We start from the raw sequence: 13,103 nt of genomic DNA on the forward strand, positions 1-13,103 counted from the left end.
CCAGACTACTGATATATTCTTGCAATATCCTGTTTCAATAAAGTTCGATAATCAATTATAAAGAGGGTGATAAATGAATTCTTACGCATTTTGCAAATCATTTTACGTAAACGGGATGTATTTTCAGAATGACTGTGCTAACATACCTTTTGATCGTTAAATAAATCTATGAAGAAAGGTGAATGAATGACAACCAGAGCACTAAAAAATGGTTCGGTATTGTCCGAAGCTAAGGAACTGAATTTGTTCCGTCTAACATGGCCTATTTTCCTTGAATTGTTTCTGTTTATGCTAATGGGGAGCGTCGACACATTCATGATCAGTTCTGTATCTGATAATGCGGTGTCGGGTGTGGGCGCGTCCAATCAAATTATTTCAATTGCTATCCTTGTACTGGAGGTTATCGGCAACGGCGCTGCTATCGTCGTAGCTCAATATATCGGTTCTAAGAAACTAGTCGAAGCGGCCCAGGTTACAGGTACGGCCATTACGTTGAATTTGATGGTAGGTCTTTTGCTTAGCGTAATTTTTCTCGTATTTGGTACGCACATGTTGCAATGGCTGAATGTCCAGGGTGAGATTCTGGCTTACGCGGAGTCTTATATGAGCATCGTCGGGGGTGCCATTTTTCTTCAAGCATTGATTAATGCGCTGGCGGCGACTATTCGTACACATGGTTTTACCAAAGAAACAATGTATGTATCGGTTTTTATGAACGTGATCCACGTGGTCGGCAACTATGTTTTGATTTTTGGGCATTGGGGAATGCCTGCACTTGGAGTAGAGGGTGCTGCTATTTCTACAGTAGGTAGCCGCTTTATTTGTCTCCTGATCTTCTTCTGGCTGATGTACCGGGTCACTGAGGTTCGTGTTGAGTGGAAATATTACGTCCAATTGTCCAAAAAGTTCATCTCTAAAATATTGCGCATTGGTGTACCATCCGCGCTGGAGTCCATTATGTATCAGTCGTGTCAGCTCATCTTCACACTGTACGTGACTTATCTGGGCGCAGAAGCAATGGCGACACGTCAATATGCGAATAATATTTCAAGCTATATTTACTTGTTCAGTATGGCAGTCGGTATGGGTACGGCTATTGTGGTAGGAAGACTCGTGGGAGCCAGACAGAAGGATACTGCCTATAAACGTGTACTGACCAGTGTGAAATGGGCGTTGCTCGTGACCGTGATTATTGATGCGGTGGTCATCTTTTTCCGTGTTCCCTTGCTTGGTTTGTTCACGGAAAACCCTGAAATTATTCGTTTGGGAGCGCAGGTCATTTTACTTAGCATTCTGCTAGAAACTGGTCGGACCACGAATATCGTCATTATTAACTCGTTGCGTGCTGCTGGAGATGCAAAGTTCCCGGTCTTTATGGGTCTGATCTCCATGGTTTGCATGAGCTTGCCGCTTGGTTATCTGCTTGTGTTCAAGCTGGACATGGGGCTCGCCGGCGTGTGGCTGGCGATTGCTGCTGATGAATGGACTCGTGCTGTCATCATGTATGCCCGCTGGAAGAGCCGGTTATGGGAAAAGCATGCGCTGGTCGAGCACGATACACCAGATCAGTCTGCAACGCCCGTTCCGGCACATTGATGTCGAGCAGCATTTAGGGCCAGCTGGAGCCTAGCTTTTCGATAGAGTTGTGTACGCGGAGGCAGTTCAAGAGAACATCTTGAACTGCCTCTTTTTGCTGCTGAAGAACCATACTTCTACACGGGGGCACGATAGGCAACTTTGAAGTTCGACTTATATCATAATGGCATTCATAAATAGAAGTATGGTAAATTTACTAAAAAAAAGATATACTTTTGTTGCACTAACGCAGTACATGAAAGACAAGGAGTGTACCGATGAAGAAGCCGACGATTGAAGATGTTGCCCAGAAAGCAGGAGTGTCTAAAAGCACTGTCTCGCAATTTCTGAACAAACGATATAAATATATGAGCGACCAGACCAGAGACCGGATTGCCGAGGTTATTCAAGAGCTGAACTATCAGCCTAACGGGCTGGCCCGCAGCTTGAAGCAAAACCGGACGTTTATGGTGGGGGTCATTGTAGCCAACATTGACTATACCCTTTCGATCCAGTCTATCCGTGCGATTGAGGAGGAATTGCAGCGTTTTGGCATTCAGGTGATCATTTGCAACGCCGATGAAAATCCAGACAAGGAGAGCCAGTATATTGAGATGCTCAAGGCTCGGCAGGTGGACGGCCTGATCATCTTCCCGACAGGCAAGCATGCAGATATTTACAACCAACTCATTCGTGAAAAGTATCCGTTAGTATTTTTGGACCGTTTGGTAGATGGGGTAAATACGCGCAGCCTGCTACTGGATAACGAAATGGCGATTAAGCTGGCGATTCAGGAACTTGTGGCTCACAAGCATGAGCGAATTGCGCTGATTACCTTGCCCCTGGGCCTGAATCGGATTACTCCACGAGTGGAGCGGCTCAGCGGATACAAAAAGGCGCTGGAGGAGCATGGCTTGCCATCTCGTGAAGAATATATGCACAGTGTGCCGAGAGAAGAAATCCAGCAGACGCTGAAGGAGCTGTTCCAACTGCCGGAGCCGCCGACTGCGCTGTTGGCCGGGAATGATATCGTGTTGGCTGAGGTGTTGAAGTATGTGAATGCCCGCCGTATACGTATTCCGGCAGAGCTGTCCATTATCGGGATTGACGATGCGGAGTTTGCCCATATTTACAATCCGCCGATTACGACCATTACACAACCCATTGCGGATATGGGGAAGCAGGCGGCAAAAACACTGCTGTCCAGCATTGAGGAAGGCGGCGAATCGGTTCCGATTATTTACCGATTTGTGCCGGATATCAATCGGGGAGAATCCGTCAAAACGCTGTAACGAGCAATGTGTCATATATTAGAAAAATAGCCCGTATTCCTTTGTACGATCTGAGTATGCGTATGCTGCTCAGATCGTACAAACGCGAATACGGGCTATTGGAAGTTAAGGCTGACTTTGGATTCGCCTTGTTGAGCTTGCGCTTATAGCGGTGAAGGTTATGCGGGGAATAAACCCGGACTAATTCGTGCTGGCACTGAGCAAAAAGGATTCCAGCTCGGCTCGTGTCGGATAGCCGTCCATATCTCCGGCTGACATGACGGCCAGTGCGCCGAGGGCATTCCCGCGTTTGACTGCTTCTGCCAGGGGCAAGCCCTCCAGCAGCGCGCTGATAACGCCTGCGGCAAATCCGTCACCGGCACCGACGGTATCCACGACATGCTCTACGCGGAAGCGTTTGACGTATCCCTCAGCATCTGCGGATTTGTAATATGCGCCTTCGGTTCCCAGCTTGATGATGACCAGCGAGGTGCCGCGATCGAGGTAGAACGAAGCTATATCCTCCGGTGAGGTGTAGCCTGTTAATATTTTACCTTCATGAATCCCGGGTAGAAGCCAGTCGCACCCCTCAGATGCCTCATTAATCGCCTCCACCATCGTTTTCGTGTCAGGCCATAACTTAGGTCTGAGGTTCGGATCAAAGGATACGGTTTTGCCAGCCTTTTTCATAAATTGCCGCGCATGACGTGCGAAATCACGGCACTCAGAGGAGAGGGCGACAGAAATACCTGTAAAATGCAGATGGCGAGCTCCGGAAAAGTAAGCCTCGTTAAAATCAGCGATGCTTAATGTAGAAGCGGCGGAATGTTTGCGGAAATATTCCACCTCGGGGTCCCCAATTGTAACTTTGGATTTAATCAGCATCCCGGTAGAGTGGTCTTTGGTAAACATGACGTTCTGTGTGTCGATCCCTTCCTGACGTAGCGCACTGGCAATGAATTTGCCGAACGTATCCTCGCCGAGTTTAGTCACGAGTCCCGCCCGTAGACCCAAACGCGCCAAACCGGCTGAAACATTCGTCTCTGCCCCGGCCAACGCTTTGGTGAATGAACGCACCTCATCCAGAGAGCCTGCTTCATTGGCATAAAACATGGCCATCGGTTCTCCGAAGGTAACAGCATCCAATGTTGCGGTCATTTGTATTCCTCCTTATGTTTAGTAAACTTAATCTGTAAGCGCATGCACCAACTTAATAAATTGAAATTATCACATAAATCGGTTTTTCACAATGATGAAGTTGATATATTGGCTAAAAACTTTTTAGGTAATATAGATAAAAAAATGTGGTTTTGTTTATCAAAAGGTAAAAAGTGTGTAAAACTTCGTATGTACTAAGGGTTTTTCTAGGAATAGTGAAGTTTTGGGTTGACACCCTCTTAGATAATTATTACAATTCTAGCTAAGAAGTAGAGTTAGAAACCGCTTTTATAACAATTCCGTCGATAAAAAAGTTTATCTAAACAGGAGGAATGTTTTTATGGAAATGCGTTATTCAACTCATCCCGAACATGCCAAGCATTTTACGACTGAAGAGTTGCGTCAGCACTATTTGATCCAGGAACTGTTTGTACCTGAGGAGGTAAAGCTGGTCTATACGCATGAAGATCGTGTCATTATCGGGGGCATTTATCCCGTGAATAAATCTGTTGCGCTGGAAGGTAACGATCAAATCAAAGCAGAAACTTTCCTGGAGCGCCGCGAACTGGGCATTTTTAATGTCGGCGGCAGCGGTACGGTCAAGGTGGACGGTGAAACTTACGAGCTGGCCACAAAAGACTGTCTCTATGTAGGCAGAGGGGGCAAGGAGTTGATCTTTGAAAGCGATTCCAGTGAAAAGCCTGCGAAATTTTATATCGTTTCGGCCCTGGCTCATACCACGTATCCGACGACGAAGCAGTCTTTTGCCGATGTACCGTCTGAAAGTCTGGGTTCGCAGGAAACAGCCAACAACCGTACGTTGCGTCGCTTTATCCATGATGAAGGCATTCAAAGTTGCCAATTGGTTATGGGGATGACGACGTTGGAGAACGGCAGTGTGTGGAACTCCATGCCGACACATGTTCATGACCGTCGTATGGAAGTGTATTTCTACTTTGAACTGGATGAGAATGCGAGAATGTTCCACCTGATGGGTGAACCGAACGAAACGCGCCATCTGGTGATGAAAAATGATGAAGCCGTTATTTCTCCACCTTGGTCTATCCACTGCGGTGCGGCTACGGGTAGCTATACCTTCATTTGGGGCATGGCCGGTGAAAATAAAACATACAAAGACATGGACCAGGTTGCCATGAGCGAGTTGCGTTAATCCAATTAGTGTATTGGGGCGTGAACCTGCAAGTGGCTGAGGGTACATGGTCATCCCATTCGTGGAAAGGATCAGGAACATGACGAAAAAGAAAGTTTTGGAACATATCACTTCAGTAGGTGTCGTCGCAGTCATTCGGGGAAACACGGCGGAGGAAGCATATCTAATGTCTAAAGCCTGCATTGAAGGCGGCTTGGATAATATTGAGCTTACGTTTACGACGCCGGATGCGGATCAGGTCATTCGAAGATTGAGAGACGAATTTAAGGATCGGGCAGTGATTGGTGCAGGAACGGTACTGGAGTCACTGACGGCAAGAATTGCTATTCTAGCCGGAGCAGAGTTTGTCGTGAGTCCTTCTTTTGAAGAAGAAACAGCGAAGCTATGCAATTTGTACGCGATTCCTTATATGCCCGGCTGTATGACGCTGAATGAGATCAAGGAAGCCATGAAATTGGGTAGCGATGTCGTGAAGTTGTTCCCAGGCAGTGCAATGGGGGCGGACTTTGTGAAGGCTGTCAGAGGTCCAATGCCTCATGTACAGATTATGCCAACTGGTGGCGTTGATCTGGACAATATGGAAACCTGGCTGCGTAACGGATGTGTAGCCGTGGGAATTGGGGGTAATTTGACGGCTCCAGCCAAGGAAGGTCGCTACGACTTGATCACAGAAAATGCAGCACGTTATGTAGCTAAATATAAGGAAGTACGCGCAGCGCTATAGGCTTCAGGAATTATAGGTTTTTATACTAATTTGTGATGGAGGCGTAGGCATGGGTCTGGACAATTTTTCATTGGATTTTTTCAGTCTAAAAGGTAAAACGGCGATTGTAACAGGAGGCAACACTGGTTTGGGTCAAGGATATTCCGTAGCTTTGGCCAAAGCAGGTGCAAATCTGTTCATTGTAGCTAACAATGATGAATATGAAGAAACAAGACGTTTGCTGGAGCCGACGGGTGTGAAGGTTGCCTTTTATCAGGCTGATCTGACAGAGAAAGAATCCATTAAAAAAATTGTAGAAGAATGCGTCAATGAATTCGGTAAAATTGATATCCTTGTAAACAATGCAGGTACGATTCGTCGCGCCCCTCTGCTGGAGTATAAAGATGAGGATTGGGACGCTGTCATGGAGATTAACCTGAATGCCGTATATCACCTGAGCCAGGAAGTGGCAAAGGTGATGGTAGAGCAAAAAAGCGGGAAGATTATCAATGTCGCTTCTATGCTTGCTTTTCAGGGTGGCAAGTTCGTTCCACCGTATACAGCGAGCAAGCATGCGGTAGCTGGTTTGACCAAGGCATTTGCGAACGAGCTGGCAGTTCATAACGTTCAGATTAATGCGATTGCACCGGGTTATATTGCTACGGCAAATACAGCTCCAATCCGTGCGGATGAAAGTCGCAATCAAGAAATCTTGTCGCGTATTCCTGCGGGTCGTTGGGGCGATCCGTCTGATTTGATGGGAGTTGTGGTTTTCCTCGCCAGTCAGGGTTCCGACTACATGAACGGTCATATCTTGGCGGTGGACGGCGGCTGGCTGGTACGTTAAGCAGCGCTGGTCGCATCGAAGTTTATGAACTGAAAGCTGCCTCAAAAGGAAACTATCCTTTCAGGCAGCTTTTTTTTTAATGAAGCTATATGCTGAACTTGAAGACTTGGAGCGCTGTTTCGATCCGTCCTATGCATATGGCACGAATGCCTTTATAATTTAATGAGATAAAAATTGCTAGGCTCCAGCCGTACACTTGGTTGGAGCCTTTGAGCATAACACAGATAGATTGGAGAATGGAGAGATGAGTTCACAGCAACACCAACGAGCTTTGGTATACAAATCTTTGTGGCATGCCGGTCCTTGGGTGCTTGCCGTAGGGATCATTTTGGTAGGTGCCAATCTGCGCGCCTCGATTACCTCGGTAGGACCTCTTATCGGTTTGATTAAGGATTCTTTGCATATTTCGAATACACTGAGTGGCCTATTAACGACATTGCCGCTGCTGGCTTTTGCCCTGTTGTCGCCTTTTGTAGCCAAACTGTCGCGCCGCTTCGGGTCGTCTCTTATTATTTTTGCAGCCTTGCTGCTATTGACCGCAGGTATTGTGGTGCGCTCAACGCTGGGGGTGACCGCATTATTTGTCGGGACCGCCATGCTGGGACTGGCTATTGCCGTGTGTAATGTGTTGCTGCCCAGTCTGATCAAAGAGGAGTTTCCTCGCAACAGCGGACTGATGACCGGCGTATACTCAGTATCTATGAACGTGGTCGCTGCAACAGCATCCGGGCTGAGTATACCGCTGGCTTTGAATGGAGGTATGGGCTGGCGAGGTGCTTTGGGAATATGGGCGATTGTGGGTGTCGTAGGTATTTTACTCTGGGTGCCCCAGCTCCTTAAGGCGCGCAAAACAGCCAATAAAGCGGGAGTGTCTGCCCGAACCGTGAATGTATATACATCGTCTTTGGCTTGGAAGGTGACGCTGTTTATGGGGCTGCAATCTGCCTTGTTCTATGTTCCTGCCGCTTGGTTTCCCGAAATGATGAGCGGACAGGGAATGGATTCAGAGACTGCGGGATGGATGCTGTCCGTGCTGCAGTTTTCGCAAATGCCATTTACCTTTATTGTGCCTATTTGGGCGGCACGGGTGAAGGATCAACGGGTGTTGGTTCTGATTATGGCTGCCCTGTATTTTATCGGTCTGGGTGGATTTTTGCTTGGAGCTACACAGTGGAGTGTGATTTGGGTTATTTGTATCGGTATAGCGGGTGGTTTTGCTTTCCCGTTAGTGATGATGTTCTTTAATTTGCGGACGCGGACACCGCAGCAGGCAGCAGAGCTGTCTGGTATGGCGCAATCTTTTGGTTATCTGTTAGCAGCAACAGGACCGACGCTGTTCGGTTATCTGCATGATGCGACGCAAGGCTGGACAATCCCGCTGCTGCTGCTCTTGTGTCTGAGTGTGTTGCTTATGTTTATAGGGCTGGGTGCAGCCAAGAAACGATATGTCGGAGGCGAGGTGGATGATCAGGCTACAATTTGATGCAGATGGCTACAGTGTGGTCTGTAATGCAGATCGTGTTATGTTGTTGGCTAAAGAATTTGCGCTGTTGCGCTTTCTGTACGATAACCGGAATCAGGTGTTCACCCGGGAACAACTGCTGGATCGTGTGTGGCCGCTGGAGTATCCGGTGGAACGTACGGTGGATGATCATATCTACAGATTGCGCAAAAAACTTAAGTCATGGGATGGGCTCCGTATTCATACGGTTAGAGGGTATGGCTACAGCTTGACCTTGACTGACGTGCAGCCACAGAATCATCCGTCCTTGCACGATCAGGAGGTGCAGGACGCTGTACATGGACTATTCCGGAAATACCAGCTATTGGGGCAGGGAAATTCCATCGTAGCGCTGGCTGCCCAGCAGGAGCAGATGGGTTTTCAAATGTCCGCCTTTTATCAAATGTATACCCATTTTGTACAGGCGGATGTGGCTTGGTTCTTGAAGCGGGAGGACTTTGCCCCCGTAGACCGATTGTATTGGATGTTGCTGCTATTTACGGGCACAGCAGGGGTAACGGACGAGGGGATTGCTCTATGTGAGTGTGCGCTTTCCAGCAGGCTGCTGTCCAGTGAACAGGAACGGGAATTACGCATTCTCAACATCTTGGAGGCTTATGTGGAAAATGGAGAACCTGAACGCGCACAGGAAGGTCTACCACTAACCTTGAGGGTAATGGAACGGGATAATCTCGATAAATTTGTGATGCCTGTTGCACTGATGGAGATGTACATGCATCTGGTTTCCGATCATATGGAAAAGGCTGCGGAACTGTCTGATCGTCTGGAAGGCTTGCTGTCGGAGGCTCCGTATTTGCGTGAATTGGGCCGTTATCGCATGATGCGCGGACTTATGCTTTTACGTACTGGAGATGTGAACAACGCCGAGCGGCTCATGGATGAAGGGCTGGACACCCTTGATATGGCTAAACAGGAATTGCTAAAAATCAAGGCGGTCTGCCAAATCCGCGGTTTTTTGAAGCTCTGTGGCACCTATCCCACGCTGGAAGAGAAATATGCGGCTCAATATGATCGGCTTGACCGGGACAACAGTTTAACACTGCATCGTCAGGCGCTAAGGCACTGGTTGGAGCAAACACTTTCTGTCGTCTGATGTTTTTAGCTGTCTGATTTTCCTCTGATATAGACCCGCTAGAATGTTCTTATTGCTAAAGAAGCTGAAAATGAGAGCAGGGTGAGTAGATAATGAAGGAAAAGAAAGAACTGCAATCCACGCCTAGCATTTGGCGCAATGGCCGTTTTCGGCGGATGTTTGCGGCGCACACGGCTGCCTCCTTTGGCGATTGGTTTGATGCTATCGCCATTCAGGTGCTTGTTGCCTATCGCTGGGAAGCCGACCCTATGATGATTGCGCTGATTCCGGTAGTGATGGCCCTACCGGGTCTGCTGCTGGGTTCCATCGCGGGCACGTTAGCCGACCGGGTACACAAGGCCCGGCTGATGATCGTCTGCGATGCAGCTATCGCCTTATTGACGCTGGCGATCCTCGCCGTCCCGGGCCCGGCGTGGCTGCTGCCTTTGCTCGGTCTGCGCGCGGCGGCTGGCGTATTCCAAATGCCTTCACAGCAAGGCTTAACCCGTGCGGTAGTCGCCAGCGACGACCTGTTTCGGGCGACCTCGCTGAATGGGCTGGTCAATCAGGCCTCCAAAGTGGCGGGGCCATTACTGGGCGCTATGACCTTGACTGTGTTGTCCCCTCAGGCATGCATTATTCTCAATGCATTGCTGCGTCTCTGTTCCGGCCTGCTGCTGTGGCCGTTGCGGGGAATCGGTCCCACGCTGGTCAGCACAGACCAACAAGCTGTTGCAGCCGGGCAGCAAGGAAAGTCGGCTGCGCATACAGCGCCTGAGGCTGATGAAGACAAAATGCAGGAGGAGCATGTCCGCGCATCTCGTTTTTTCAACCAATGGCGTGAGGGCTGGGCGTTCTTATGGCGCAGTCGAATGCTTTTGCATACGCTTATATTCGGACTTTTCGGCTTGATCGCCATTCTCATGATCGACTACCAGTTCCCTACATTGCTGCGAGTGCTCGCTCCGGGTAATGAATCACTGCTTGGCTGGCTGGTTTCAGCCATTGGTGCTGGCGCCGTCGGCTGCATGCTTGTGCTTAATCGCTTGAATCGCATAAGCGCAGGCTGGGGGCTCGGTGGTGGATATGTGCTGGTTGGCGGAGCTATTGCTGCTTTAGGCTGGGCACAACCCGGAACAGGATTGCCCGTACTGCTTATGATCGGGGCCGTGCTGGGCGTGGGCAACGGCCTGTACATTATCACCCAAAATTATATATTACAAGCCAAAACCCCTGCTGATATGGTGGGGCGCGTCTTTGGTATCCAAAGTACCGTGATTGGAGCAATCATGGTCGTTTCCCCGCTTGCGGGGGGAGTATTGATCCGAATAGCAGGGGCGGGAACGGCTTTTGTCTGGATCGGGATGACTGTTGGAATCTTGGGTTTGGCAGGCCTGCTGCTTCAATCCGTAATTTGGCGCGAGTCCCTCGCTGATTCTAGCCTGACTACGGAGCAAAATGCAGACCTTGCGTAGTCGAACTTGCGCAATAATTTGCTTTGATTTTCGTCATTTATATTTTTAGCATGGGAGAGATCATGATGACTCAACAAACTTCAGCCTCAGAGTCTGTGGCACGGTTACTTGAAGGATCACGGGTGTACTTGCGTCCCGTTAACGTAGAGGACACCGAGCTATACTATAATACATTGTTCCATCAGGATGTGCGGAGGTTGACAGGCACACAACGCAGCTTTACCAAGGATCAAATTGCGCGTTATATTGAAGCTAAAGGACAGGATGCCTCAAGCTTGCTGCTGTTGATTGCGCTTCGCGAAGATGATCGTGTCATTGGGGATATAGCCCTGCAGGATATGGACAGCCTGAACCGCAGTGCCAACATCCGTATTGCGATCAATGAGCAGGGAAATCAGGGGAAAGGCTACGGTACCGAAGCGCTTGTACTCATGCTGGGTTACGGATTCGGTATCTGTAATCTGCATCGGATTGAGCTGAATGTATTTGATTTTAATGAACGCGCCATTCGTTGCTATGAGAAAGTAGGCTTTCAGCGCGAAGGTGTGCAGCGGGATGCTTTATTCTACAATTATGAATACCATGATTCGATTCTGATGAGTATGCTGGACCACGAATACCGTGACCGCTATGTGAAAAAAGCAGAAAATTGATTCAACACGTTTACACGGGTTTGCAGAAGAGATATAATTAAAAGATAAAATTGCTTGTTTGCGCAAGTATGATCGACAACATCAAATGAATATATGAACTTACCGGAGGAGCCTGTCACCAAGGCTCCTTTATGTCTTTTTTAGGGGAACCTGTGCTGTATTTCGGGTTTCCCTTTTTATTTTGCGAGCAGTTTGTTTAAGGTCGGACACATATTTTGCACGTTTGTTTAGCATTTTATGATTATCAGTTTTCTTCAATATTGTGGGTTATGCGCAGATGAGTTCAAGGATTAAATAAAAGGAGGTTATCAGCCTATGCAATTTATACTATATCTTCTGCTGATTCTACTGTTCACAAAAGTCGCGGGTCATTTGTCTGTCAAGCTCGGTCAACCAGCGGTGTTGGGAAAGCTGATCGCAGGAATTGTCCTGGGTCCAGCCGTATTAGGATGGCTTCAGAATGATTCGCTGATACATAATATGTCTGAAATCGGCGTGCTGCTGCTGATGTTCATTGCTGGACTGGAGACGGACCTGGATCAACTTCGACGTAACTGGAAGCCTGCGGTAGCTGTGGCGGTTGGAGGTATTATTTTACCGCTAATTTGCGGTTTTGGTGTAGGGGAAGCCTTTGGATTCTCGGTGCATGAAGGCTGGTTTCTAGGAATTATTCTGAGTGCTACCTCGGTAAGCATTACGGTACAGGTACTCAAGGATATGAATAAGCTGAATACCCGGGAAGGCTCGACCATTTTGGGTGCGGCAGTGCTGGATGATGTGCTTGTCGTGGTGCTGCTAGCGGTAGTAATGAGTATATTCGGTATGGGTGGAGAAACTTCGCTGGGGCTTCTTGTTGGCAAAAAGCTAGTTTTCTTCGTCGTAGCTATTCTAGGGGGCTGGTTCGTTGTTCCATGGCTTATGAAAATACTTGCTCCACTCAAGGTGACTGAAGCAGTCATCACGACTGCTTTGATTATTTGCTTTGGGTTTGCGTATTTTGCGGATATGTTGGGGATGGCAGGGATTATCGGAGCCTTTGCGGCCGGGATTGCCATTGCACAAACCAGCTTTAAGCACGTCGTAGAAGAAAAGGTGGAGCCCATCGCTTATTCCATCTTTGTTCCTGTATTTTTTGTCAGCATCGGATTAAATGTTTCCTTTGAGGGAGTAGGACAGCAGCTCGGATTTGTTGTTGTTTTGACACTGATTGCGCTGGTGACAAAGCTAATCGGGGGAGGACTCGGGGCGCGGCTGACGGGCTTCGATAACCGTTCTGCCCTCGCGATCGGCTCCGGGATGATATCTCGCGGCGAGGTTGCACTTATTATCGCAGCTACCGGTCTACAGTCGGGTCTGTTGGCACAGCAATATTTTACATCGGTGATCATTGCCATCATTCTGACGACCTTGGCTTCGCCTCCGATCCTCAAGCTGTGTTTTAGCGATAAGAGGGAGACTTCCGCTCACGATACAGAAAAGAAGGCCAGCATTGACAAGTCATAACGAGAGCTTCAACAGGTCATAACAAAAAGACCCTTCGGGTACAGCTTCTCATAGCGTGCATGGAAAGTCTGATTTAGAGTAAAGCGGACTTTCCATGCAGCATGAGAAAATGGGCGAAGGGTCTTTTTTATGCTAAATGTGCTGCGAGAATAC

11 protein-coding genes are annotated in these 13,103 nt (G+C 48.3%); 10 read left to right on the forward strand and 1 reads right to left on the reverse strand.

The window, feature by feature from the left end; all coding sequences use genetic code 11:
* Positions 1-186: 186 nt before the first annotated feature.
* The gene (locus MHB46_RS15790) at positions 187-1,596 is read left to right on the forward strand and encodes an MATE family efflux transporter (RefSeq protein ID WP_341162811.1); all 1,410 of its coding nucleotides are present in this window, start codon (positions 187-189) and stop codon (positions 1,594-1,596) included.
* A gap of 257 nt (positions 1,597-1,853) precedes the next feature.
* Entirely contained in the window at positions 1,854-2,867 is a 1,014-nt protein-coding gene (locus tag MHB46_RS15795; RefSeq protein WP_322158928.1) for a LacI family DNA-binding transcriptional regulator, read from the forward strand.
* A gap of 180 nt (positions 2,868-3,047) precedes the next feature.
* Here the strand turns inward: MHB46_RS15795 and MHB46_RS15800 are convergent, their stop codons facing one another.
* Positions 3,048-4,004: a sugar kinase gene (locus MHB46_RS15800; RefSeq protein ID WP_341162812.1), complete on the reverse strand. Its 957-nt coding sequence runs from the start codon at positions 4,002-4,004 to the stop codon at positions 3,048-3,050.
* A gap of 340 nt (positions 4,005-4,344) precedes the next feature.
* Here MHB46_RS15800 and kduI point away from each other — a divergent pair, with 340 nt between their 5' ends.
* From kduI to MHB46_RS15840, 8 genes are all read left to right on the forward strand, one after another.
* On the forward strand, positions 4,345-5,175 hold the full coding sequence (kduI, locus tag MHB46_RS15805) for a 5-dehydro-4-deoxy-D-glucuronate isomerase (RefSeq protein WP_061831956.1): 831 nt from the start codon (positions 4,345-4,347) through the stop codon (positions 5,173-5,175).
* A 79-nt stretch (positions 5,176-5,254) separates the two neighbouring features.
* Complete coding sequence (locus tag MHB46_RS15810; protein ID WP_025683172.1) at positions 5,255-5,899, forward strand: bifunctional 2-keto-4-hydroxyglutarate aldolase/2-keto-3-deoxy-6-phosphogluconate aldolase; 645 nt, start codon at positions 5,255-5,257, stop codon at positions 5,897-5,899.
* Positions 5,900-5,948: 49 nt separating this feature from the next.
* Positions 5,949-6,725, forward strand: coding sequence for a 2-dehydro-3-deoxy-D-gluconate 5-dehydrogenase KduD (gene kduD / locus MHB46_RS15815; RefSeq protein ID WP_061831955.1), 777 nt, complete (start codon positions 5,949-5,951; stop codon positions 6,723-6,725).
* A 244-nt stretch (positions 6,726-6,969) separates the two neighbouring features.
* Positions 6,970-8,208, forward strand: a complete 1,239-nt coding sequence (locus MHB46_RS15820) for a CynX/NimT family MFS transporter (RefSeq protein WP_341162813.1) — start codon at positions 6,970-6,972, stop codon at positions 8,206-8,208.
* Positions 8,189-9,340 (forward strand): winged helix-turn-helix domain-containing protein, encoded by a 1,152-nt coding sequence (locus MHB46_RS15825; RefSeq protein ID WP_341162814.1) that lies wholly within the window; start codon positions 8,189-8,191, stop codon positions 9,338-9,340. Before MHB46_RS15820 ends, MHB46_RS15825 begins: the two co-directional genes overlap by 20 nt.
* 92 nt (positions 9,341-9,432) lie before the next feature.
* Positions 9,433-10,794 (forward strand): MFS transporter, encoded by a 1,362-nt coding sequence (locus tag MHB46_RS15830; RefSeq protein ID WP_341162815.1) that lies wholly within the window; start codon positions 9,433-9,435, stop codon positions 10,792-10,794.
* 62 nt (positions 10,795-10,856) lie between these two features.
* A complete protein-coding gene (locus MHB46_RS15835) occupies positions 10,857-11,447 on the forward strand; it encodes a GNAT family N-acetyltransferase (RefSeq protein WP_432421725.1) in 591 nt (196 codons plus the stop codon).
* Positions 11,448-11,762: 315 nt separating this feature from the next.
* Entirely contained in the window at positions 11,763-12,950 is a 1,188-nt protein-coding gene (locus tag MHB46_RS15840; RefSeq protein WP_341162816.1) for a cation:proton antiporter, read from the forward strand.
* Positions 12,951-13,103: the final 153 nt, after the last annotated feature.

Source organism: Paenibacillus sp. FSL H7-0703 (assembly GCF_038003485.1).
GTDB classification, from domain to species: Bacteria; Bacillota; Bacilli; order Paenibacillales; family Paenibacillaceae; genus Paenibacillus; species Paenibacillus polymyxa_B.